General features: G+C 72.5%; 16 protein-coding genes. 10 read left to right on the top strand and 6 right to left on the bottom strand.

The window, feature by feature from the left end; translation table 11 throughout:
* Nucleotides 1-40: 40 nt before the first annotated feature.
* From infB to BW996_RS10870, 5 genes are all read left to right on the top strand, one after another.
* On the top strand, nucleotides 41-3,352 hold the full coding sequence (gene infB, locus BW996_RS10890; protein ID WP_037479594.1) for a translation initiation factor IF-2: 3,312 nt from the start codon (nucleotides 41-43) through the stop codon (nucleotides 3,350-3,352).
* A gap of 87 nt (nucleotides 3,353-3,439) precedes the next feature.
* Nucleotides 3,440-3,817 carry a 30S ribosome-binding factor RbfA gene (rbfA, locus tag BW996_RS10885; RefSeq protein WP_037479593.1) on the top strand — a complete coding sequence of 126 codons (378 nt, stop codon included), beginning with the start codon at nucleotides 3,440-3,442 and terminating at the stop codon, nucleotides 3,815-3,817.
* A gap of 103 nt (nucleotides 3,818-3,920) precedes the next feature.
* Nucleotides 3,921-4,811 (top strand): tRNA pseudouridine(55) synthase TruB, encoded by an 891-nt coding sequence (gene truB, locus BW996_RS10880; RefSeq protein WP_051631689.1) that lies wholly within the window; start codon nucleotides 3,921-3,923, stop codon nucleotides 4,809-4,811.
* 75 nt (nucleotides 4,812-4,886) lie between these two features.
* Nucleotides 4,887-6,722: a translational GTPase TypA gene (typA, locus tag BW996_RS10875; protein ID WP_037479591.1), complete on the top strand. Its 1,836-nt coding sequence runs from the start codon at nucleotides 4,887-4,889 to the stop codon at nucleotides 6,720-6,722.
* A 14-nt stretch (nucleotides 6,723-6,736) separates the two neighbouring features.
* Nucleotides 6,737-7,657, top strand: a complete 921-nt coding sequence (locus BW996_RS10870; RefSeq protein WP_175619113.1) for a DMT family transporter — start codon at nucleotides 6,737-6,739, stop codon at nucleotides 7,655-7,657.
* A gap of 24 nt (nucleotides 7,658-7,681) precedes the next feature.
* Here the strand turns inward: BW996_RS10870 and BW996_RS10865 are convergent, their stop codons facing one another.
* On the bottom strand, nucleotides 7,682-8,716 hold the full coding sequence (locus BW996_RS10865; protein WP_076458893.1) for a DUF1839 family protein: 1,035 nt from the start codon (nucleotides 8,714-8,716) through the stop codon (nucleotides 7,682-7,684).
* A 64-nt stretch (nucleotides 8,717-8,780) separates the two neighbouring features.
* Here BW996_RS10865 and BW996_RS10860 point away from each other — a divergent pair, with 64 nt between their 5' ends.
* The 5 genes from BW996_RS10860 to BW996_RS10840 all read left to right on the top strand — a co-directional run bounded on the left by BW996_RS10860 (nucleotide 8,781) and on the right by BW996_RS10840 (nucleotide 16,581).
* Nucleotides 8,781-10,058 carry a glycoside hydrolase family 2 protein gene (locus BW996_RS10860; RefSeq protein WP_051632058.1) on the top strand — a complete coding sequence of 426 codons (1,278 nt, stop codon included), beginning with the start codon at nucleotides 8,781-8,783 and terminating at the stop codon, nucleotides 10,056-10,058.
* An 86-nt stretch (nucleotides 10,059-10,144) separates the two neighbouring features.
* The gene (gene dusA / locus BW996_RS10855) at nucleotides 10,145-11,170 is read left to right on the top strand and encodes a tRNA dihydrouridine(20/20a) synthase DusA (protein ID WP_051632059.1); all 1,026 of its coding nucleotides are present in this window, start codon (nucleotides 10,145-10,147) and stop codon (nucleotides 11,168-11,170) included.
* Between the two features lie 171 nt (nucleotides 11,171-11,341).
* On the top strand, nucleotides 11,342-11,704 hold the full coding sequence (locus BW996_RS10850; protein WP_037483313.1) for an H-NS histone family protein: 363 nt from the start codon (nucleotides 11,342-11,344) through the stop codon (nucleotides 11,702-11,704).
* A gap of 61 nt (nucleotides 11,705-11,765) precedes the next feature.
* A complete protein-coding gene (locus tag BW996_RS10845; RefSeq protein WP_037483315.1) occupies nucleotides 11,766-13,064 on the top strand; it encodes a DNA repair exonuclease in 1,299 nt (432 codons plus the stop codon).
* Between the two features lie 7 nt (nucleotides 13,065-13,071).
* Complete coding sequence (locus BW996_RS10840) at nucleotides 13,072-16,581, top strand: ATP-binding protein (RefSeq protein WP_037483316.1); 3,510 nt, start codon at nucleotides 13,072-13,074, stop codon at nucleotides 16,579-16,581.
* On the opposite strand, the gene BW996_RS10835 is transcribed toward BW996_RS10840, so the two are convergent.
* From BW996_RS10835 to BW996_RS10815, 5 genes are read right to left on the bottom strand one after another with little or no spacing between them, the layout of a single operon-like run.
* Nucleotides 16,505-17,368, bottom strand: a complete 864-nt coding sequence (locus tag BW996_RS10835) for a metallophosphoesterase (protein ID WP_076458892.1) — start codon at nucleotides 17,366-17,368, stop codon at nucleotides 16,505-16,507. The two genes, BW996_RS10840 and BW996_RS10835, sit on opposite strands and share 77 nt — an antisense overlap.
* Nucleotides 17,369-17,400: 32 nt before the next feature.
* Nucleotides 17,401-18,396 (bottom strand): galactose-1-epimerase, encoded by a 996-nt coding sequence (locus tag BW996_RS10830; RefSeq protein WP_051632060.1) that lies wholly within the window; start codon nucleotides 18,394-18,396, stop codon nucleotides 17,401-17,403.
* Nucleotides 18,393-19,583 carry a galactokinase gene (galK, locus tag BW996_RS10825; RefSeq protein WP_241462008.1) on the bottom strand — a complete coding sequence of 397 codons (1,191 nt, stop codon included), beginning with the start codon at nucleotides 19,581-19,583 and terminating at the stop codon, nucleotides 18,393-18,395. The genes BW996_RS10830 and galK overlap by 4 nt, the downstream gene beginning before the upstream one ends.
* Nucleotides 19,580-20,656: a UDP-glucose--hexose-1-phosphate uridylyltransferase gene (locus BW996_RS10820; RefSeq protein WP_241462009.1), complete on the bottom strand. Its 1,077-nt coding sequence runs from the start codon at nucleotides 20,654-20,656 to the stop codon at nucleotides 19,580-19,582. Before BW996_RS10820 ends, galK begins: the two co-directional genes overlap by 4 nt.
* The gene (locus BW996_RS10815; protein ID WP_037483318.1) at nucleotides 20,649-22,799 is read right to left on the bottom strand and encodes an alpha-galactosidase; all 2,151 of its coding nucleotides are present in this window, start codon (nucleotides 22,797-22,799) and stop codon (nucleotides 20,649-20,651) included. The genes BW996_RS10820 and BW996_RS10815 overlap by 8 nt, the downstream gene beginning before the upstream one ends.
* Nucleotides 22,800-22,818 lie beyond the last annotated feature (19 nt).

Below are 22,818 nucleotides of genomic sequence, written 5' to 3'. Positions count from 1 at the left end.
GAACGAACGAACAAGACGCCCGTCCCAAGGAAACAAACACATGGCTGTGACCACCGTTGCCCAGTTCGCTGCCGAGCTCAAGAGTTCGGTGACGACGCTGCTCGAGCAACTTCAACACGCCGGCGTGAGCAAGGGAAGCGACCGCGACCCCCTCACCGAGGCCGACAAGGAACGACTGCTGGACTACCTCCGCCGCACGCATGGCACGACTGGTGCCGACCGCAAGAAGATCACGCTGACCAAGAAATCCACCAGCGAGATCAAGCAGGCTGACGCGTCCGGCAAGGCCCGCACGATCCAGGTCGAAGTGCGCAAGAAGCGCACCTTCGTCAAGCGCGACGATGTGGTGGGTGGAGCCGGTGGCGCCTCCGAGGCGCTGGAGACGGTCGAGGACGATTCGCGTCAGGTCGAGGAAGAGCTGCGCCTGAAGGCGGAGGCCGCTGCGGCTGCCGCGGCCGCGGAAGAAGCCCGTCGCCGCGAGCAGGCCGAAGCCGAGGAACGCGCCCGCCGCGAGGCCGAGGAGCGTGCCCGCCGTGAGGCCGAAGAGCGTGCTGCGGCCGAAGCCGCTGCCCGCGAGGCCGCCGCCCGTGCCGCCGCCGAGCAGGAAGCCCGTGCCCAGGCTGAAGCCGCCGCTGCGGCTGCGGCCCGTGCCGAAGCGGCTGCCGCTGCTCCGGCGCCGGCCGCCGAGCCGGTCGTCGATGCGGCTGCGCAGGCAGCCCGCGACGCCGCTGCCCGCCGCGCCGAGGCCCAGGCCCGTGCCGCCGCGGAAGTCGCTGCATTGAACGAGGCGGCTGCGCGCCGTCGCAACGGTGGCGGTGCCCAGGGCCGCGCCGGCAGTGCCGTTCGCACCGCTGCCCCGGTGGCTGCGGCCGCTCCGGTGGCCGCGCCTGAACCTGCGCCGGCGCCGGCTCCGGTGGCTGCACCTGTGGCCGCGCCCGCTCCGGTCGTCGCTGCGGCTGCGCCGCTGCCTGTGCCTCCGCGTGGCGCCGCTCCGGCTCCCGCACGCGTTCCGACGCCGCCGGCCCGCCCGGCACCGCAGCAGCCCCCCAGCCGCGGCATCTTCAGCCGTGCGCCGGCCCCGACTCCGGCCGCTGCCCCGGCGGCGGCTGCGGTTGCCGCGCCTGCGGTGGATGCGGCGCGCCAGGCTGAAGCCGAGCGCCGTCGCAAGGCGGCCGAGGCGGAAGCCCAGGCCATCCGCGACATGATGAACCGCAAGAACAAGGTTCTGGTCGCGAAGAAGCCCGAGGAGCCCAAGCCCGCCGTGGCACCGGCCGCTCCGGGCGCGATCACCGGCACCATCCGCAAGCCGGCCGGCGCTCCGGGCGCCGCGGCTGCTCCGGGTGCAGCCCGTCCCGGCGACAAGGCTGCACCGGGCAAGAAGGGTGCGGAGAAGAACGTCAAGTCCGGCGAGCTCTCCTCGACCTGGTCCGACGACAAGAAGCGCGGCACCGCGCCGAAGGGCCGTGACGCGGCACCGGGCGCCTCCGCGAACCGTGGCAGCAACTGGCGTGGTGCGCCGGCCGGCGGCCGTGGCGGTCGCCGCGGCGGTCGTGGCGACAGTCATGACCAGCGCATGACGCCGCAGGTCGAGGCGCAGATCCACGAGGTCCATGTGCCCGAGACCATCTCGGTGGCCGACCTGGCCCACAAGATGTCGGTCAAGGCCTCCGAGGTGATCAAGCAGCTGATGAAGCTGGGCCAGATGGTCACCATCAACCAGCAGCTCGACCAGGAAACGGCCATGATCCTCGTCGAGGAAATGGGCCACAAGGCCTTCGCGGCCAAGCTGGACGATCCGGACGCCTTCCTCGAGGAAGAGAACGCGGCCGCTTCGGGCGAGGCGCTGGCGCGTCCGCCGGTGGTCACGGTCATGGGTCACGTCGACCACGGCAAGACCTCGCTGCTGGACTACATCCGCCGCAGCCGCGTCGCCGCGGGCGAAGCCGGCGGCATCACGCAGCACATCGGCGCCTATCACGTCGAGACGCCGCGCGGTGTCATCACCTTCCTCGACACCCCGGGTCACGAAGCGTTCACCGCGATGCGTGCCCGTGGCGCCAAGGCCACCGACATCGTCATCCTGGTGGTGGCGGCCGACGACGGCGTGATGCCGCAGACGAAGGAAGCCATCAGCCACGCCAAGGCGGCCGGCGTGCCCATCGTCGTGGCGATCAACAAGATCGACAAGCCGGACTCCAACCTCGAGCGCGTGCGCAGCGAGCTGGTGGCCGAAGGCGTCGTGCCGGAAGAGTTCGGTGGCGACTCGCCGTTCTGCCCGGTGTCGGCCAAGACCGGCAAGGGCATCGACGAGCTGCTCGAGCAGCTCCTGCTGCAGGCCGAAGTGCTGGAGCTGAAGGCTCCGGTCGAGGCGCTGGCCAAGGGTCTGGTGATCGAGGCGCGTCTGGACAAGGGCCGCGGCCCGGTGGCCACCGTGCTGGTGCAGTCGGGCACGCTCAAGCGTGGCGACGCGGTGCTGGCCGGCCAGAGCTATGGCCGCGTGCGCGCCATGCTCGACGAGGACGGCAAGCCCATCACCGAGGCCGGCCCCTCCATTCCGGTGGAGATCCAGGGTCTGTCCGAAGTGCCGGCGGCCGGCGACGAGTTCATGGTCCTGGCCGACGAGCGCCGGGCCCGCGAGATCGCCACCTTCCGTCAGGGCAAGTACCGCGAAGTGACGCTGAACAAGCGCCAGGCCGCCAACCTCGAGAACATGTTCGAGAGCATGGGTCAGACGGCCGCGCAGATGCTGCCGCTGATCATCAAGGCCGACGTGCAGGGCTCGCAGGAAGCGCTGGCGGCCTCGCTGCTCAAGCTGTCGACCGACGAGGTCAAGGTGCAGATCGTGCACGCGGCGGTGGGCGGCATCAGCGAGTCGGACGTCAACCTGGCGCTGGCCTCGAAGGCGGTCATCATCGGCTTCAACACCCGTGCAGACGCCGGCGCTCGCAAGCTGGCCGAAGGCAACGGCGTCGATCTGCGCTACTACAACATCATCTACGACGCGGTCGACGAGATCCGCGCCGCGATGTCGGGCATGCTGGCGCCGGAACAGCGCGAGGAAGCCATCGGTACCGCAGAAATCCGCACGGTGTTCGTCGCGTCGAAGATCGGCACGGTCGCCGGCTCGATGGTCACCTCGGGTCTGGTGCGTCGCAACTGCAAGTTCCGCCTGCTGCGCGACAACATCGTCATCTACACCGGCGAGGTCGAATCGGTCCGCCGCATGAAGGACGATGTCAAGGAAGTCAAGGAAGGCTTCGAGTGCGGCATCAAGCTCAAGAACGTCACCGACATCGCTGAAGGCGATCAGCTGGAGTTCTTCGAGATCAAGGAAGTGGCGCGCACGCTGTAATCCACGGCGTCTGCCCCGCTTTCGGGCCCCGGCGCCAGCGCCGGGGCCTCGTCGTTTTGCGCGAGAGCGCACGAGAGCTTTCTCACCATGAGACACAAGCGTTCGATTCCCAACCGCGGCTTCCGTGTGGCCGACCAGATCCAGCGCGATCTGGCCGAGCTGATCCGCGGCCTGAAAGATCCGCGCGTCGGCATGGTCACGATCAGCGCGGTCGAGGTCACGCCCGACTATGCGCACGCCAAGGTGCACTTCTCGGTGCTGGTCGGCGATGTCGAGGCCACCGGCCAGGCCCTGAACGAGGCCGCAGGCTTCCTGCGCAATGGCCTGTTCAAGCGCCTGCAGATCCACACCGTGCCGACGCTGCATTTCCATTACGACCGCACCACCGAGCGTGCGGTCGCGATGAATGCGCTGATCCGTGAGGCCAATGCGCAGCGCGCCGCCGACGCCGACGATGAGCAGTGACACGAACCTGATTTCCGACGCTCCGGTCGAGGCGGTGGGCGCGACGGCCGATGCGCGTGCGCCGCGGGTGCGCATCCCGCGCCGGCCGGTGCATGGCGTGCTGATGCTCGACAAGCCGCTGGGCCTGTCGAGCAACGACGCGCTGCAGAAGGTCAAGCGCCTGTTTCGCGCCGAGAAGGCCGGCCACACCGGCACGCTCGACCCGCTGGCCACCGGCCTGCTGCCGATCTGCTTCGGTGCGGCGACCAAGTTCTCCCAGGTCAGCCTGGAGGCGGACAAGGGCTACCGCGCCACGCTGCAGCTCGGCCAGACCCGCGTCGGCGGCGACCGCGAGGGCGAGGTCATCGCCGAGCGTCCGGTCGTCTGCGACCGTGCGGCCGTCGAGGCCGCCTGCGCGCGCTTCACCGGCCTGATCTCGCAGCTGCCGCCGATGCAGTCGGCGCTCAAGCACAACGGCAAGGCGCTGTACGAGTACGCACGCGCCGGCGTGACCGTCGAGCGTCAGCCGCGTCAGGTCACGATTCATCGCATCGACATCATCGAGTGGCAGGCTGAGCGGCCGGACTTGCTGGTGGTCGACGTGCTGTGCACCAAGGGCACCTACATCCGCACGCTGGCCGAGGACATCGGCGAGGCGCTGGGCTGTGGCGCCCACCTGGCCGGCCTGCGGCGCATCGTCAGCGGACCGGTCGACCTGCGCGCCTCGGTCACGCTGGCGGCGCTGGAGGCGATGGACGAGGCGGCGCGCGACGCCTGTCTGCGCCCGGTCGACGTGCTGCTGGCCGACTGGCCGGCGGTGCAGCTCGGCGAGGCCGATGCGGCACGCTTCCTCAGCGGCATGCGCCGCCGGATCGTGCATGCGGATGCCGAGCATGTGCGCGTCTACGGCCCCGACGGGCGCTCGCTGCTGGGGGGCGCCCATGTGAAGGCCGGCGAGCTGATCGCCGACCGTCTGCTGAGTCCTCTCGAAGTCCGCGCGCTGCGGCGTGACTGACCTGATTCGCCCCGATCCTTTCCGAACTCTTCCGCTGACCCTGCGCCGCTGCGGCCGCGCTGACGGACCAACCTCATGAGCACACAGATCCGCAACATCGCCATCATCGCCCACGTCGACCATGGCAAGACCACGATGGTCGACCAGCTGCTGCGCCAGAGCGGCACCTTCGCCGAGCACGAGAAGGTCGTCGACACCGTGATGGACAACAACGCCATCGAACGCGAGCGCGGCATCACCATCCTGGCCAAGAACTGCGCGGTCAGCTGGGAAGGCACGCACATCAACATCGTCGACACGCCCGGACACGCGGACTTCGGCGGCGAGGTCGAGCGCGCGCTGTCGATGGTCGACGGCGTGGTGCTGCTGATCGACGCCCAGGAAGGCCCGATGCCGCAGACCCGCTTCGTGACCAAGAAGGCGCTGGCGCTGGGCCTCAAGCCGATCGTCGTCGTCAACAAGGTCGACAAGCCGGGTGCGAACTGCGACCGGGTGGTCAACGCCGCCTTCGACCTGTTCGACAAGCTCGGCGCCACCGACGAGCAGCTCGACTTCCCCGTGGTCTACGCCTCGGGCATCAACGGCTGGACCTCGCTGGAAGAAGGCGCGCCGGGCGAGCAGTGGGGCCCCGACATGTCGGCCCTGTTCAACACGGTGCTCAAGCATGTGCCGCCGCAGCAGGGCGACGCCTCCGCGCCGCTGCAGCTGCAGATTTCGGCGCTGGACTTCTCCAGCTTCGTCGGCCGCATCGGCGTGGGCCGCATCAGCCAGGGCACCCTCAAGCCGGGCATGAACGTGGTCGTGATGGAAGGCCCGGACGGCAAGAGCGTCAACGGCCGCATCAACCAGGTGCTGACCTTCCAGGGCCTGGACCGCGTGCAGGTCACCGAGGCCGGCCCGGGCAACATCGTGCTGATCAACGGCATCGAGGACATCGGCATCGGCGTGACCGTGACCGATCCGACCAATCCGCAGCCGCTGCCGATGCTCAAGGTCGACGAGCCGACGCTGACGATGAACTTCTGCGTCAACACCAGCCCGCTGGCCGGTCGCGAAGGCAAGTTCGTCACCAGCCGCCAGATCTGGGACCGCCTGCAGAAGGAGCTGCAGCACAACGTCGCGCTGCGCGTGAAGGAAACCGACGAGGACGGCATCTTCGAGGTCTGCGGCCGCGGTGAACTGCACCTGACCATCTTGCTGGAGAACATGCGCCGCGAGGGCTACGAGCTGGCCGTCTCCAAGCCGCGCGTGATGTTCCAGGACATCGACGGCGTCAAGTGCGAGCCGATGGAGCTGGTCACCGCCGACGTCGAGGAAGCCCACCAGGGCGGCGTGATGCAGGCGCTGGGCCTGCGCAAGGGCGAGATGATCAACATGGAGCCGGACGGCCACGGCCGTGTCCGCCTCGAATACCGCATCCCGGCCCGCGGCCTGATCGGCTTCTCCAACGAGTTCATGAACCTGACCCGTGGCTCGGGCCTGATCTCGTCGATCTTCGACGGCTACGAAGCCCACAAGGGCGACATCGGCGGCCGCAAGAACGGCGTGCTGATCTCGATGGACGACGGCGAGATCTTCACCTACGCGCTGGGCAAGCTCGACGACCGCGGCCGCATGTTCGTCAAGGCGAACGACCCGGTCTACGAGGGCATGATCGTCGGCATCCACAGCCGCGAGAACGACCTGGTGGTCAACGCCACCCGCACCAAGCAGCTGACCAACTTCCGTGTCTCGGGCAAGGAAGACGCGATCAAGATCACCCCGCCGATCGACCTGACGCTGGAATACGGCGTCGACTTCATCGACGACGACGAGCTGGTCGAGATCACGCCGAAGTCGGTGCGTCTGCGCAAGCGCTACCTGAAGGAGCACGAGCGCAAGCGTGCCTCGCGCGAAGGCGCGGGTTCCTGACGCGCATGCCGGGCATGAGCCATGCCCGCGCGGTCGCGCTGATGGTGCTGGTGACGCTGCTGTGGAGTGGCGCCGGTGTCGTCAGCCGCCATCTCGAGGCCGCGCGCGGCTTCGAGGTGACCTTCTGGCGCAGCGCCTTCAATGCGCTGGCGCTGCTGGTGGCGCTGCCGCTGCTGCGTGGGGCCGATCTCTGGCGCTCGCTGCGCGAGGGTGGACGGGCGCTGTGGCTCTCCGGCCTGTGCTGGTCGGTGATGTTCACCGCCTTCATGTTCGCGCTGACGCTGACCTCGGTGGCGAACGTGCTGGTCACGATGGCCATCGGCCCGCTGATCACCGCGCTGTTCGCGCGCGTCTTCCTGCAGCACCAGCTGCCGGCGCGCACCTGGGGCGCGATCGCGGTGGCGGGCGCCGGCATCGCCTGGATGTTCGGCGCCGAGCTGCAGACCGGTGCGGCCGCCGGCATGGGCGTCGCGCTGGCGGTGCCGCTGGCCGCGGCCGTCAACTTCACCGTGCTGCAGCATGTCTCGCACGGCAGCGCTGATCCGGACGAGGCGCTCGGCGGCGAGGCCGCCGCCACGCCCGACATGCTGCCGGCGGTGCTGATCGGCGCGCTGCTGTCGGCGCTGGTGACGCTGCCGCTGGCCTGGCCGCTGCAGGCGTCCTCGCATGACCTGATGCTGCTGGCCGGGCTGGGCGTGTTCCAGCTCGCGCTGCCCTGTCTGCTGGTGGTCGGCCTGACGGCCGTGCTGCCGGCGCCGGAGATCGCGCTGCTCGGCCTGCTCGAGGTGCTGTTCGGCGTGCTGTGGGCCTGGGTCGGCGCTGGCGAGGTGCCGGGGCCGGCCACGCTCAGCGGCGGCCTGCTGGTGCTGGGCGCGCTGGTCGGCAACGAGCTGCTGGCGCTGGCCGGCCGTCACCGCGCCGGTCCGGCCCGCTGAGCGGCCCGCTGAGGCGGATGTCGCTCAGGCCAGATCCTCGATCACGATCGCGCCGGCGCCCAGCAGCGCCATCGCCCGGCTCCAGTGGCGCGCCATGCGCTCGCTCAAGGCGTCCAGATCGACCGGCTGGCCCTGCTGCACCGCCCGCTGGGCCTTGAGCTGGGCCGCTCGGGCCAGCACCGCGAGCTGGCGCAGCGCATCGGCCGCCTGCAGCAGATGCGCGGAGCCGCTGTCCTCGCCCGAGAGCCAGCGCAGATGAATGGCCGCCAGCTCCGCGCTGGCGCCGAGCCGCGTGATGCCGCAGTCCAGCCAGCGCCGACAGCCCTCGACATCGCGCTGACGCACCAGCGCATCGAGCTCGGCCTGGCTGCGGCGCTGCCAGCGACGCAGCGGATGGCGGGTCGGAATCCGCTCCAGATGCCGCTCCAGCAGCTGCCGGGCCAGATGGCGCAGCGTCTCGGGCGGACGGCGCACCAGCCCGCGCAGCTCGATCACCGTGGCGCTCGGCGCCAGGCTGCCGTCGCTCGGCAGTCCGCCCTGCATCAGGCCGTCGAAATCCTCGTCCTGCAGGTGAAAGTAGCCGTCGTGGTGGAAGTAGCCCAGACGGCGATGGGTCGCATCGAAGTCGTTGACGATCAGCGTGCTGCGCCGGTGCTGGCGCCGGTAGTCCTGGCCGTCGGTGTCGGGCAGCCACCAGGCGTCGGCCTCCAGCATCACCAGCCGACCGGCGCCGAGCTGCTCGTGCAGATGGTCGGCCAGCGGCCGCCACAGCGTCAGCGCATGCGGCTCCAGCCCGTGCAGGCGGCGCAGATCCTCGGCCGGCGGGCGCGGCTCGCTCCACTGATCGTCGAGCCAGTCGATCGCCAGCACATGGCCCAGCACCGCATGCACATCGAGCCGCAGCGCCGCCAGCAGCGACAGCCAAGGGTCGAGCGCACCGGCGCCCTGCGGCCACAGCCGCTGCCGCGTCTCCAGCGGCACCGTGATGCCGTGTTCCAGCCCGTTGATCAGGCACAGGCGGGCAGCGGTGGCATGGGCAGCGGCAGGCGGCGGAAGCATGTTCGATGTTCTCCCTCAATGGGATTAATGTAACATACGGTAATAAAATAACTGAAGTGTTGAATTGATCACGTTTGCGGATTCCCTGCGCAGCCAGGGCCGGCTGGAGCCGGGCAGCGCCGACCTGGCCGAATCGCTGGACGAGGGCTGGTGGTGGGGCAGCAGCGCGCCCGGGCAGTGGGACTCGCCGCAGACCGCGCTGCAGCTCTCGCAGGAGCCGCACTGGCATGCCTGCGACGGGCCGGTCGCGCCGATCGACACGCTGGTGCGTCGGCTGGATTCGGCGGTGCTGTCGGCGGTCCATGCCGGCGTGCGGGACTGGTGGCTGTGTCGGCCGCTGCCGGCCTGCGCCGATCGGCGCCGCCGCTGGCTGGCGCTCGACGGCGTGGCCGGACGCCGTGCCGAGCTGTGGCTGCATCAGGTCGAGACCGGACACCAGCGCCTGCTGCTGCGCAGCGACAGCGCGCGGCTGCGTCACCGCGTCGAGCTGCCGGCCGGCGCGGCCGACACCGTGCTCTGGCTGGTGCTGCGCGACGAGCCGGTGTCCGCTGTCGGGCTGTGGCGGCCGGTGCGCCGGGTGGGCGAGCGGCTGGCCGCCGAGGCGCCGGCGCTGCGGGCGCGCCTGCTCGATCCAGGCCGGGGGCGGCTGGCGCTGCGCCTGCGGGTGCAGGAGCCGCTGCTGGGGCTGTCGATGGTGCTGCGCCACGCTGGCCGGCGCTGGCAGGCGCCGATGGTGCTGGGGGGCGGAGCCGGGCAGGGCGGCGGCCTGTGGCAGGGGCTGCTGGATGTCGAGGCGCCGGCGCTGTGGTGGCCGCATGCGCTCGGCGAGCCGGCCCTGCATGAGCTGGAGCTGCATGTGCTGCGGCCCGAGGGCGCGCGCCAGGTGCTGTCGCTGGGGCGCATCGGCTGGCGCCAGATCGTGCAGGACCGCTCGCGCGGGCGACTGATCATCAACGGCATGCCGATGCCTGTGCCGCTGCGCCGGACCTGCTGGGCGCCAGGCGTGCACATGCCGGCCGCCGAGGTCGCCGCCCAGGTCGCGCAGGCGCGAGCTGCAGGCATCGATCTGCTGGACATCGCGGCCGCAGGCGGGCCGGATGCCGACGAGGCGCTGCTCGATGCCTGCGACGCCCAGGGCCTGCTGATCGGCCATGGCCTGAGCCAGGACAGCGCCGCAGCACCCGCCGCCCAGCGGGCCCAGCAGCTGGCGCGCTGGCAGGCGCGCGCCTCGCTGGCCTGGGTGCGCGTGGACGCGCCGGCCTGCGATCCGGTGGTGACGCAGGTGATGCAGGCCCTGCCCGATAGCCTGTGCCTGTCCGGCGCCGTGAGCGGTGCGTTCTGAAACGGGGCACGCTGAATCGGTCAGAATCGCGCTCCCGCCGGGCTCGTCGTTCCGGCCCGTCTTTCCGGCCCACCGGGCCCCCGCCGATGTCCGAACCGATTCTTGCCGCGGCGCTTGCCGACGCCCCCTTGTCGCCCTGGCGCCTGTCCGTCGCGCCGATGCTCGACTGGACCGACCGCCACTGCCGCCATTTCCACCGCCTGCTGACCCGCCGCACGCGGCTCTACACCGAGATGGTCACCACCGGCGCGCTGCTGCACGGCGATCAGTCGCGCCATCTTGACTTCGGCGAGATCGAGCATCCGGTGGCGCTGCAGCTCGGCGGCAGCGAACCGGCCGACCTGGCCGCCTGCGCGCGGCTGGCGGCGAAGTGGGGTTATGACGAGGTCAACCTGAACTGCGGCTGCCCGAGCGAGCGGGTGCAGCGCGGCGCCTTCGGCGCCTGCCTGATGGCCGAGCCCGCCACGGTGGCCGACGGGGTGCGCGCGATGCGCGATGCGGTCGATCTGCCGATCACGGTCAAGCACCGCATCGGCATCGACCGCATCGAGTCCTATGACTTCGTGCGCGACTTCGTCGGCCAGATCGCCGAGGCCGGCTGCGAGGTCTTCATCGTGCATGCGCGCAACGCCTGGCTGAAAGGCCTGAGCCCGAAGGAGAATCGCGAGATTCCGCCGCTGCGCCATGAATGGGTCTGGCAGCTCAAGCGCGATTTCCCCGCGCTGACGATCGTCATCAACGGCGGCATTCGCGACGATGACGAGATCGCGCGGCATCTGGCCCATGTCGACGGGGTGATGGTCGGCCGGCAGGCCTATCACGAGCCCTGGCAGATGGCCGGCTGGGATGCGAGATTCTTCGGCGAGCCGGGGCCGGCGGCCTCGCGCGAGGCGGTCGAATCGGCCTGGATCGAATATCTGGACGGCGTCCAGACCGGCGGCCGGCCTTGGCCGACCGCGATGCGCCATGCGCTCGGGCTGTGGAATGGCCAGCGCGGCGCCCGGGTCTGGCGCCAGTTCTGGTCCGATCACCGCCACCGCGAGGCCCGTCCCTCCGAACTGGCCCGCCGATTCCATGATCTGGCTCGCCAGGCGGGTTCGGCATCGAATTGATCCGGCGCACTGCCGGGAACAAGGCAAGGAAAGCCGCGACATTTCACGCGACTCCAGGGAATCCCAGGCGTGCCCCCCGGGAATTCAAGGCTGAAATATTTCCGTGCCTGTGGGCAATTCGGGCATACTCCGCGCCGAGCATGTGCTCGACCGCCTTGGAATGCCTCTGCCATGACGACCCTCCAGGACCTGCGCGCCAAGCAGGAAGAACTGCGCAAGCAGCAGGAAGAAATTGCCCGCTCCATCGAGGAAATCCGCTCCTCGCAGCGCGCCGGCGTGATCGCCGAGATCAAGGCCATGATGGCCCAGCACGGTCTGACGGTGGCCGATCTGGAAACGCCGGCCGGCCGAGCCCCCCGTGCCGCCGCCGAGGGCAAGACCCGCGAGCCGTCCAAGGTCGCGGTCAAGTACCGCGATGCCGAGACCGGCTCGACCTGGACCGGTCGTGGCCTGAAGCCGCGCTGGCTGGCCAGCGCGCTGGAAGCCGGTCGCTCGCTCGAGGAATTCCTGGTCGAGGCGCCCGCCGCCGAGTGAGCGCGAGCGCCATGACCTCGGCTGCCACGGCCTGCTGCACGGCCCGCTGATCACGGCATCGATGCGCTGGCGTTTTCTTCATGCGGCGGATCTGCATCTCGACAGTCCGCTGCGTGGGCTGGATCGGCATGAAGGCGCACCGGTCGAGCCGCTGCGCTCGGCCACCCGGCGTGCGCTGATCGCCCTGGTCGATCTGGCGATCGAGCGCGAGGTCCAGGCGCTGCTGATTGCCGGTGACCTCTATGACGGTGACTGGGATGATTTCCGCACCGGGCTGTTTTTCCACCAGCAGATGAACCGGCTGGCCAGCCGGGATATCCGGGTGTTCATTGTCCGGGGAAATCATGATGCGGAAAGTCGCATCACCCGGCAATTGCCGCCGATGGCGCATGTGCATGTCTTCGAATCCCGGCGCGGCGGTACCGTCGATCTGCCGGATTCGGGGGTGGCGATCCATGGCCGCAGCTTCTCGAAGCCGGCGGTGACCGAAGATCTGCTGCCCGGATATCCGCCGCCCGTGCCCGGGCGATTCAATATCGGGCTGCTGCACACCAGCCTGACCGGCAATCCGGACCATGATCCGTATGCGCCGACCACCGAAGCCCGCCTGATTGCAACCGGTTACGACTACTGGGCGCTGGGACATATCCATCAGCGTCAGGTGGTGCGGGAATCCTCGCCTTGCATCGTGTATCCCGGCAATCTCCAGGGCCGTCATGCCCGCGAGACCGGCCCGAAAGGCTGCGAGCTGGTCGAGATCGAGCACGGGCGCATCGTGCGCCATGAGCCGGTGGTGCTCGATGTGCTGCGCTGGCACCGGCTCGCGCTGGACCTGGGCGGCATCGACGATCTGGAGGCGCTGGCGCGGCGCATCGATCCGGCCTTCGAGGCCTTGCTGGCGGGCGAGACCGGGCCGGGGTGTGCGGTCGGCGTCGACGCGGGCGCGGCCTCGCGCCTGCACTGCGTGCGGGTGGTGCTGTGCGGCAGAAGCCGGCTGCACGGCGCCGAGGCCGCGCAGCCGGGCCTGCTGGAGGCCGCGGTGCGCGCGCAGGCGCTGCAGCAGGCCGGGCGGCTGTGGATCGAGCAGGTCCGCGTCGAGCTGGCCTCGCCGCTGGACCGAGGCGCGCTGGCTGCGCGCGACGATGCGCTCGGCGAGGTGCTGCGCGAGGTCGACCGGCTGCTGGCCGATCCGCAGGCGCTGCGCACCTGGGCCGAGGCGGCGCTGGGCGCCGGCGCGAATCTGCCGGCTGAACTGGCCGATCTGCGCCCGGAGCGCCTTGACGAGGCGAGCTGGCGCGCGCTGCTGCGCGACGCCGAGGCGATGGTGCTGGCGCAGCTGGGCCGGGATCTGACGACGTGAGGCGGCGGTGAGACTGCGCCGGCTGCATCTGCAGGCCTTCGGGCCGTTCACCGATCGCTGGATCGACTTCGGCCCCGGCCTGACGCTGCTGGCCGGTCCGAACGAGGCCGGCAAGTCCTCGATGCTGCGCGCGCTCACGGCGCTGCGCTTCGGCATCGAGCATCGCAGCACCGACAACTTCGTGCACGAGCATGCGCGCATGGCGCTCGGCGCGGTGGTGCTCGACCGCGAGGGCCGCGAGCTGCAGCTGCTGCGCCGCAAGGGCCGCGAGCCCACGCTGTCCGTTCTGGCGTCCGACGGCAGCAGCCTGCCGGCCGCGGCCGATCTGGAGCTGCAGCTCACCGGCGGCCTGAAGCGCGCCGATCATGATCTGATGTTCGCGCTCGATCACCCGCGCCTGCGCGCCGGCGGCGAGCAGCTGCTGGCCGGCCAGGGCGAGATCGGCGCGGCGCTGTTCGAGGCCAGCGCCGGCGTGCACAGCCTGCGCACGGTGCTGGAGCGGCTTGACCAGCAGGCGCGCGCGCGCCTGGTGCCGCGCGGCAGCACCGGCAGCGTCAACATCGCGCTGCGCCGCCATCGCGAGCAGCATGAGGCGCTGCGTGACGCGCAGCTGCGCCCGGCTGAATGGGCCGCGTTGCGCCAGCGTGCCGACGAGACCCAGGCCGCGCTGGAGCGCGCGCGCGAGAACCGCGCTGCGGCCGATCTGGCGCTGCGCGACCTGCGCGAGCGCATCGCGGTGGCGCCGCTGCTGCGCACGCTCGACGACACCCGCGCCGAGCTGGCCGCGCTGTCGCTGCTGCCGCCGTCCGACGAGGACCTGCCGCGCCAGCGCATCGCGCTGCAGACCCGCGAGCACGAGCTGCAGACCGCCCGTGCCGCGCAGCAGGCGCTGCGCGCTCGGCTCGACGAGCAGCTCCAGACGCTGCCGCCGGGCACGCCGCGCTGGCTCGAGCAGGCCGCCGGCATCGACCGCCTGGTCGCCGCCGCCGACGGCCTGGAGGCCGCACGGCTGCAGTGCCGCGAGCTCGAGCAGCACGGTCAGGCGTTGGATCGGCAGCTCGAGGCGGCCGCGCAGGCGCTCGAGCCGGGTGCGCACGCCCAGGCGCTGCTGGCCCGGCGGCCCGACGCAGCCTGGCAGGCGCGCCTGGACGCCGCCACCGCGCAGCTGCAGGAGCAGGCGCGCGCGCTGGCCCAGCATCTTGACGATCTGGCCGCCGAGCCCGCGGCCGAGGTGCCGCCGGCCGAGCTGTCGGTGTCGCCGCAGGCGCTGGCTGTGCAGGTGCAGGCGCTGCAGCAGCGCTGCGACCGGCTGGCGCCGGAGGTGGCGCTGCAGGCTGGCCGCGAGGCGCTGCAGCGCCAGCGTGCCGAACGCCACGAGACGCTGCAGCGCACCGCGCTGCAGCTGGGCGGCGAGACGATCGCGCGCAGGGCGCTGACCGCCTGTCCGCGCCTGGAGGCCGACATCGACCAGGCGCTGCGCGAGCGCGAGTCGGCGGCCACCCGCCTGGCGGCGCTGGCGCAGCGCATCGATCAGATCGACGAGGCGCGGCGCGGTCGCACGGCCGAGCGTGCCCAGCTGCTGGCCGCCGGCGCAGTGCCGACCGATGACGACATCGCCGAGGCGCGTCGGGTGCGCGATGCGCTGTGGCAGCGGCTGGCCGCGGGCCCGGCCGCGCCGTCGGCCGAGGACCGCGCGCTGTTCGCGCAGCTGCTCGACCATGCCGACCGCCTGGCGGACGGCCGCAGCCGCGACGGCGAGCGTGCGGCCCGGCTGCAGGCGCTGCAGCGCGCGCTGGCCGAGCTGGACCAGGACCGGGCGGTGCTGGACGCGCAGCGGCAGGCGCTGCAGCGCGACCTCGAGCGCCAGGGCCGCATTTGGGACGAGGCGCTGGCCGCGGCCGGCCTGCCGTCCCTGGGGCCGCAGGCGCTGCGCGAGTGGCAGCAGCATCAGGCGCGCCACCTCGAGGCGGCGCAGGCGCTGCAGTCGGTCGACGAGGCGCTGCAGGTGCTCGACCATCGGGTTGAGGCCGCTGCGGCCGAGCTGCGCGAGGCGCTGGGCCCGATGCCGGCCGGCGTCGCGCCGGACGATGCGGCCGCGCTGCTGGGCCAGGCGCGCGCGCGGCTGCAGGCCCTGCGCGAGCGGCAGACCGCGCTGGAGGCGCAGCGCAGCGCGCATCAGGCGGCGCAGCAGCGCCTGGAGCGGCTGGCGCGCCAGACCGCCCTGCGCCGCGCCGCCGAGCGCCAGGCGCATGCGGCGCTGCAGGCCCTGCTCGACGAGGACGGCCGTGGCATCGTGCTGCCCGAGGACGCGCTGCAGGCGCTGGCGCTGGCGAATGCGCGCCGTCAGGCGGGCGAGCGGCTGCGCACGCTGGCCGAGCAGCGTGAACTGCAGCGCCAGCGCCTGGCGCAGGCGCGGCTGGTCGAGACCGATCTGCAGGAGCGTGCCGCCGTGCTGGCTGCGGCGCTGGGCGAGCCGGCGCCGGCCGGCGAGGCGCTGCGGGGCTGGATCGACCGGCTCGCGGCCCGGCTGGGCGAGGCGCGCGCGATCGAGGGCGAGCGCGCCCGGCTGCAGCAGCAGCGCCAGCAGGCCGACGAGCGTCTGGCCGCCGACCATGCGGCGCTGGCCGAGGTGCAGGCGCAGCTGCGGCGGCTGTGCGAGCGCGCCGGCGTGGCCTCGCCCGAGCTGCTGCCGCAGCGCGAGGCGCAGTGGCAGCAGCAGCGCGAGGCGGCCCTGCGCCTGGCGCGCACCGGCGCGATGCTGGCCGAGGTCTCGCGCGATGACGAGGCCGGCCTGCGCGCCCGGCTGGCCGGGACGCGGCCCGCGGACGCGACCGCGGCCGACGATCCCGCACAGGCGCAGGTCCGGCTCGAGCAGCGCCTGGCCGAGGCCGACGAGGTGCTCGAGCAGGCGCGTGCGGCCGACGAGCTGGCCCGGCGCGCGCTCGACGCGATCGACGGCGACGACCGCGCGGTGCTGGCGCGCGAGGGCCTGGAGCAGGCCGCCGCCACAGTGCGCGCCGAGCTGCCGCACTGGATGCGCGCGCGGCTGGCGCATGCGCTGCTGGCGCAGTCGATGCAGCGCTTTCGCGAGCGCAGCCAGGGGCCGATGCTCGATGCCGCCTCCACGCTGTTCGCGGCGATGACCGGCGAGTTCGAGCGGCTCGAGGCCGATGCCGGTGACGACGTGGGTGCTCGTGCGGTGCTGCTGGCGCGCCGACGCGGCGGCCGCGCCATCGGCGTCGAGGCGATGAGCGAGGGCACGCGCGACCAGCTCCACCTGGCGCTGCGGCTGGCGGCGCTGGCGCAGCAGCGCGCACGCGGCCTGATGCTGCCGATGGTGCTCGACGATGTGCTGATGACCTCGGACGACGGCCGGGCGCTGCGGGTGCTTCAGGCGCTGGCCGAGGCCTGCGAGCGCGATGGCGGGCAGATCATCGTCTTCACCCACCACCTGCATCTGCTGGAACCTGCGCGCCAGACGCTCGGAGCGACGCGGCTGCACGCCGTCGCGCTGTGAGCGCCTCGGCCGAAGGCCGGGGCACCTCGACGCACCAGCCGGGCCGGTGGCCGTCCTGCTCGCCCTTGTGCACATAGCCCAGCGCGTTGCAGACGATGCGGCAGCCCGCGCGCGTCACGTCCACCGGGCAGTGCAGATGGCCGTGGATCCACAGATCGGCCAGCGGCAGCAGCGCGTCGAGCGTGTTGCAGAAGCCCGCGGTGCCCGGAACCATGCCGTAGCGCGGATCGGCGCTGTCGAGCGTCGGCGCGAAATGGCTGACCACCACCGTCGGGCCTTCATGCGGCTCGCACAGCGCCGCGCGCAGCCAGCGCTGGCAGTCCAGCGCCATCTCGCGCAGCTCGGCGGCCATCACCAGCCGGCCCTCGCGCAGCGTGGTGTTGCGGCTGAGGTACCAGTCGGCGGCGCGCAGCGCCTTGTCCAGATGGCCGAGCGCGGCGAAGTCGCTCCACAGCGTCGTGCCGATGAAGCGCACGCCGTCGATCACCCGCACGCGCCGGTCCAGCCACTCGATGCCCAGCCGCGCGCACAGCGCCTGCAGCCGCGGGCCGGTGGCGTCATGGTCCAGGCCGTCGTATTCGTGGTTGCCCGGCACGAACAGCACCCGCGACCAGCCCGGGCGCGGCGCGAAGCGGCCCAGGCCGAAATCGTCGCCCTGAAGCCGCGAGCCGCGCTGGTAGGAGCCGATGTCGCCGGCCAGCACCAGCAGGTCAGCGTCCGGGGCCGGCGCGGCCGTCCAGTCCGGCTGGGTCTCGAGATGAAGGTCGGAGAGGATCTGCAGGCGCATCCGGCCAGTCTAGCGGCCGGCCTGCAGGCCTGTCAGCCGAAGCGGTACTCGATCCAGTCGTGGCGCGGCACGCCCGGGCGCAGCCAGGCGTCGGGCTGGCCGGTGTCGTCGCGGCCCAGGCTGTCGGGCAGCCAGCCGGGCTCGAGCGCCAGGCCGGCGCAGGGCGGCGCCAGCGCCCGGCCGTCGTAGAACTGCAGCGCCGGCATCGAGGTGGCGATCGTCATCGCCAGCCGGCCATCGGCCGAGACCAGCCGCGCGGCCTCCTGCGCATGGCCGGCCGCCAGCCGCCAGCCGTGGTCGTAGCCGCCGGCCGGGGCCAGGGCCGGATGGGCCGCGAACGGCCGGGCGTCGGCCGGGCGCAGCGCGCGCAGATCCATCGGATCGTCGGCGCGGATCTCGCCGCCCAGCGCCACCGGCGGGCCGGTCGGGATCAGCGCGGCGTCCACCGGCATCCAGGCGTCGGCCTGCAGCCGCAGGCGCTGCGCACGCGCGTCGCCGGGAGCGCCGGCGCCATCGAGGTTGAAGTAGGCGTGGTTCGTCATCGCCAGCGGCGTGGGCGCGTCGGCGCAGGCCTCGAAGTCGATGCGCAGCCGCCGTCCCGGCTGCAGCCGATAGCGCACCCGCACCTCGACCGCACCGGGGAATCCCTGGTCGCCGTCAGGCGAATGCAGCGCGAAGACGGCCTGGTCGGCGGTCTGCGCCTCGACGCGCCAGAGCCGGTGGCTCCAGCCGTCCGGGCCGCCGTGGAGCTGGTGGGCGGAGCCGGCGGGGTGCGGCACCAGCGGCCAGGTGCGGCCGTCGCGGCGCAGCACCGCACCGGCGATGCGGTTGGCCCAGCGCCCGACGGTGGCGCCGGCGTAGCAGGCCAGGCGCTGCGCATCCTCGGGGTCCGTGCCGCCGGCGAGCACCTCGCGCGGCTGCGCCTCGCCGTCGACCGGCACCCGGCACGACAGCCAGGACGCGCCCCGCGGGCTCAGCGCGATCTCCAGGCCGTCGGGGCCGTGCAGGCACAGCAGGGGCGACTTCATGGCAGGACGCCGCTGCCGTCGGCGGCGTGGCTGATCCAGATCGCCGGCGGCTCGCCCTCGGGTGAGCGGTAGCCGGCCTCGATCGCGGCGCGCACCGCGTCCACCTGCGCGTCGGGCAGCACCGCGACGATGCAGCCGCCGAAGCCGCCGCCGGTCATGCGGGCGCCGCCCTGCGGTCCGATCGCGCCCTGGGCGATCTCGACCAGGCGGTCGATGGCCGGGTGGGTGATCTCGAAGTCGTCGCGCATCGAGACGTGCGAGGCGGCCATCAGCTCGCCCAGGCGCTTCAGGTCGCCGGCCTGCAGCGCCTGGGCCGCGGCCAGCGTGCGCGCGTTCTCGGTGACGATGTGGCGGGCGCGGCGGAAGACGAGCGGATCGAGCCCGGTGGCGTCCTGCACCAGCCGCGTCTCGTCGACATCGCGCAGCGCCGGCACGCGGTAGTGCGCGGCCGCGGCCTCGCACTGCTGGCGCCGGGTGTTGTACTCGCTGTCGACCAGGCCGCGGCGCACCCGCGAGTGCACGATCATCACCGCGACCCCGGCGGGCATCGGCACCGCGCGGCGCCGCGCCAGGTGGCGGCAGTCGATCAGCAGCGCGTGGCCGGCCTGGCCGCAGGCGGAGATCATCTGGTCCATGATCCCGCAGTTGACGCCGACGAAGCGGTTCTCGGCGCGCTGCGCCAGCACCGCCAGGTCGGTGGGCGAGAGCAGCGCGTCGCCCAGGCCGCCGAGCTGGCGCCAGACCTGGCCGACCGCCACCTCCAGCGCCGCCGAGGACGACAGCCCGGCGCCCTGCGGCACATTGCCGGCGATTGCCAGATCCGCGCCCGCCAGCCGCAGGCCGCGCGCCGCGAGGTGCTCGCGCAGCATGCGCACCGTGCCGCGCACATAGTCGCTCCACTGCTGCGTCGGGTGGTGCGCGATCTCGCCGTCGAGGTCGATCTCGTCGGTCTCGCCGTGCAGGTCGGCGGCGACGACGCGCAGCTGCCGGTCCGGGCGCCGCCGCACCGCGATGACGGTGCGGTAGTCGATCGCGCAGGGCAGCACGAAGCCGTCGTTGTAGTCGGTGTGCTCGCCGATCAGGTTGACGCGGCCGGGGGCCTGGACATGGAAGTCCGGCGGCTGGCCGAAGGCCTGGTGCATCGCGTCGTCGCAGCGGCGCGCCAGGGGATCGCGGAGGGCGCTCATGGGGATGTGCATCGGTAGTGGACGTCGCTGACCGCGCGCAGCTGCGCGGCGGCCTGCTCCGGGGTGAGGTCGCGCTGCGCCTCGGCCAGCATCTCGAAGCCGACCATGAACTTGCGCACCGTGGCCGAGCGCAGCAGCGGGGGATAGAAATGCGCGTGCAGCTGCCAGTGCGGGCCGGCCGTGCCGTCGAAGGGCGCGCCGTGCCAGCCCATCGAGTAGGGAAAGCTGCAGCGAAACAGGTTGTCGTAGCGGCTGGTGAGCCGGCGCAGCGCCTCGGCCAGGTCGTCGCGCTGCGCGGGCGTGAGCTGGGGCAGGCGCTGCACCGCGAAGCGCGGCAGCAGCAGCGTCTCGAAGGGCCAGGTCGCCCACCACGGCACCACCGCCAGCCAGTGCGCGGTCTGCACCACCACCCGTTCGCCGGCGGCGGCCTCGCGTTCGGCATAGTCCAGCAGCAGCGCCCGGCCGTGTGCGGCGAGGTGCTCGCTCTGGTGGCGGTCCTCGGTGGCGGCCTCGTTGGGCAGGTGGTCGCAGGCCCAGATCTGGCCGTGCGGATGCGGCTGCGAGCAGCCCATGATCGCGCCCTTGTTCTCGAAGACCTGCACCCACGGATAGCGCGCGCCGAGCTCCTCGCTCTGCGCCGCCCAGGTGTCGATCACGCCGCGGATCGCCGGCAGCGGCAGCTCCGGCAGCGTGCGCGCATGGTCGGGCGAGAAGCAGATGACGCGGCTGGTGCCGCGCGCGGCCTCGGCCTGGAACAGCGGGTCGCTGCCGGCCTGGGGCGCCGCGGCCGGCACCTCGGGCATCAGCGCCGCGTGGTCGTTGGTGAAGACGAAGGTGCCGGTGTAGGGCGGATTGACCTCGCCGCTGACGCGCGTGTTGCCGGCGCACAGATAGCAGTGCGGATCATGCGCGGGCAGCACCGTGTCGTCGGCTGCCTCCTGCTGGCCCTGCCACGGGCGCTTCGCCCGGTGCGGCGAGACCAGCACCCACTGGCCGGTCAGCGCATTGCGGCGGCGGTGGCTGTGCTCGGCCGGATCGAAGCGGCGCGGAATCAGTTCGGTCGGCTCAGACACGCTCGATCCTCGCGATGAAGGCGGTCTCGGCCGGGGCGCGCCGCATCGGCAGGCCGACCTCGGCCAGCCAGGCGCCGGCCAGGGTCACGCCCTCCGCGCTGTCCTGCGCATCGAAGAAGGGTGCGGTGTCGTGCCGGCCCTCGCGCGGCGGCGCGCCGTCGGGGCGCAGCTCGCGCACCCGGTAGCGGGCGGCGGCGTCGAGCATCGGCAGGCGCAGCGCTGGCGGCTGGCGGTGGTCGCTCGGGCGGGTGCGCAGCACGATCAGCACGCCGTCGGCGCGGTCCGCATCGGCATGGAACTGCCAGCGCAGGCCGTCGCCGGCCTCGCCGCGCCAGACCCGGCCGTGGTGCAGCCGCTCGCGCAGCTGCTTGTGAAGCGCGATCCAGCCGCGCAGCTCGTCGGCCTCCTCGGTCGAGAGCCGCCGCGGGTCGAGCTCCACGCCGAGATGGCCCGACAGCGCCACCGCGGCGCGGAAGGCCATCGACTGCGTGCGCCCGGTGGTGTGCGCCGGCGCGGTGCCGACATGCGCACCCATGATTTCCGGCGGGAAGAACTGCAGGAAGCCGTGCTGCATCTCGACCCGGGAGAGCGCGTCGATGCAGTCGCTGGTCCAGACCCGGTGCGCATGGCGCAGCACGCCGAAGTCGATGCGCCCGCCGCCGCCCGAGCAGCTCTCGATCTCCACCTCGGGGAAGGCCGCGCGCAGCCGCGCCATCAGCGCATAGGCCGCCAGCACCTGCGCGCGGTAGCCGGCGCGGCCGTCGCCCAGACCGGCCGGCGCCAGGTCGCGGTTCAGGTCCCATTTCAGGTAGCGGATCGGGTGCGCGGCCAGGAGCGCGGCGATCTTCTCGAACAGATGGTCGCTCGCCTCGGGGCGTGCGATGTCGAGCACCAGCTGGTTGCGCGCGGTCAGCAGCGGCCGCCCGGCGATCTGCAGCGCCCAGTCGGGATGGGCACGGAACAGCTCGCTGTCCGGGCTGACCATTTCCGGCTCGACCCACAGGCCGAACTCCATGCCCAGCGCGTTCACATGCGCGATCAGCCCGCCCAGGCCGTCGGGAAACTTGGTCGCGTCGGGCCACCAGTCGCCGAGCGCCGCGCGGTCATGGTGGCGGCCGTGGAACCAGCCGTCGTCGAGCACGAAGCGCTCGATGCCCAGCGCCGCGGCGGCGGTGGCCATTGCCTTGACCGGGCCCGGATGCACGTCGAAGTAGACGCCCTCCCAGGTGTTGAGATGCACCGGGCGCGGGCGCATCGCGCCGCCCGGCCAGTCCAGGCGGCGGCGCAGCTCGGCATGGAAGTTGGCCGCCAGGCCGTCGAGACCCTGGTCGGAGCAGCTCGCCACCAGCTCCGGCGTCGTCAGCGAGGCGCCCGGCGCCAGCCGGCCTTCGCCCGGTGCCAGCCATTCGCCGAACTGCCACTGGTACTGGCCGTCATGCAGCCATTCGATCGTCTGCTGGTGGTTGCCCGACCAGGCCAGGTGCGCGCCGAAGACCCGCCCGGTCTGCGCGGTCGCGCCCGGCGTGGTGACCACCGCGCCGGGAAAGCAGTCGTGGCTGGTGCGCCCGCGCCGGCTCTCCCGGCGCCACAGGCTGCGCGTCAGCGGATCGGTCTGCGGCAGGAACTCGTGCACATGCTGGCCGGCGAAGGAGCGCACCGCGTCGCAGTGGCCGGGCAGCGGCAGCGTGCCGGCGGCCAGCCACTGCAGGTCGAGCGCGCTGTCGCCGTCGTTGTGCAGCGTCGCGCGCAGCACCAGCACGTCGCTGTCGGCGTCCAGCGTGATCGACAGGTCCAGGCGCAGCTGCGCCACCGCATCGCTCAGGTGCAGCGTCAGCGCGCGCCCCGGCACGGTCCATTCGGGCACGCAGCCGGTCCAGCCCTGCGCGAAGTCGCGGCCCTCGCGGTGCGCCAGCAGCGCGCTCTGGCCGAACCAGCCGGTGCCGAAGACCGGCGCCACCGTCAGCGGCAGGTCCTGGTCGAGCGCGAAGGTCGGCAGCGCGCGGGTGTCGCGCAGCGCCGCACCCGGGTCGAGATCGTCGGGCAGGCGTGCGCCCCAGTGGCGCCACAGCGGCGCCTCGCCGGGCGGCAGTTCCAGCACCAGGCTGCTGCACCGGCCGTGCAGCGCGATGAATTCAGCGGACATCGTCGTCACGGCTCGGTCC

Origin of the sequence: Sphaerotilus natans, from assembly GCF_900156335.1 — a bacterium.
Classification (GTDB): Bacteria; Pseudomonadota; Gammaproteobacteria; order Burkholderiales; family Burkholderiaceae_C; genus Sphaerotilus; species Sphaerotilus natans.
Note: the sequence above shows the minus strand (reverse complement) of the source record. Positions and strands in the feature narration are given on the sequence as shown.

Excerpts from the sequence above, each read along its gene's own strand:
- rbfA (WP_037479593.1), top strand. The coding sequence starts at position 3,440 with ATGAGACACAAGCGTTCGATTCCCAACCGCGGCTTCCGTGTGGCCGAC.
- BW996_RS10845 (WP_037483315.1), top strand. The coding sequence starts at position 11,766 with ATGCGCTGGCGTTTTCTTCATGCGGCGGATCTGCATCTCGACAGTCCG.
- dusA (WP_051632059.1), top strand. The coding sequence starts at position 10,145 with ATGTCCGAACCGATTCTTGCCGCGGCGCTTGCCGACGCCCCCTTGTCG.
- typA (WP_037479591.1), top strand. The coding sequence starts at position 4,887 with ATGAGCACACAGATCCGCAACATCGCCATCATCGCCCACGTCGACCAT.
- BW996_RS10850 (WP_037483313.1), top strand. The coding sequence starts at position 11,342 with ATGACGACCCTCCAGGACCTGCGCGCCAAGCAGGAAGAACTGCGCAAG.
- BW996_RS10870 (WP_175619113.1), top strand. The coding sequence starts at position 6,737 with ATGAGCCATGCCCGCGCGGTCGCGCTGATGGTGCTGGTGACGCTGCTG.
- BW996_RS10865 (WP_076458893.1), bottom strand. The coding sequence starts at position 8,716 with ATGCTTCCGCCGCCTGCCGCTGCCCATGCCACCGCTGCCCGCCTGTGC.
- truB (WP_051631689.1), top strand. The coding sequence starts at position 3,921 with ATGCTCGACAAGCCGCTGGGCCTGTCGAGCAACGACGCGCTGCAGAAG.
- galK (WP_241462008.1), bottom strand. The coding sequence starts at position 19,583 with ATGAGCGCCCTCCGCGATCCCCTGGCGCGCCGCTGCGACGACGCGATG.
- BW996_RS10835 (WP_076458892.1), bottom strand. The coding sequence starts at position 17,368 with ATGCGCCTGCAGATCCTCTCCGACCTTCATCTCGAGACCCAGCCGGAC.
- BW996_RS10815 (WP_037483318.1), bottom strand. The coding sequence starts at position 22,799 with ATGTCCGCTGAATTCATCGCGCTGCACGGCCGGTGCAGCAGCCTGGTG.
- BW996_RS10830 (WP_051632060.1), bottom strand. The coding sequence starts at position 18,396 with ATGAAGTCGCCCCTGCTGTGCCTGCACGGCCCCGACGGCCTGGAGATC.
- infB (WP_037479594.1), top strand. The coding sequence starts at position 41 with ATGGCTGTGACCACCGTTGCCCAGTTCGCTGCCGAGCTCAAGAGTTCG.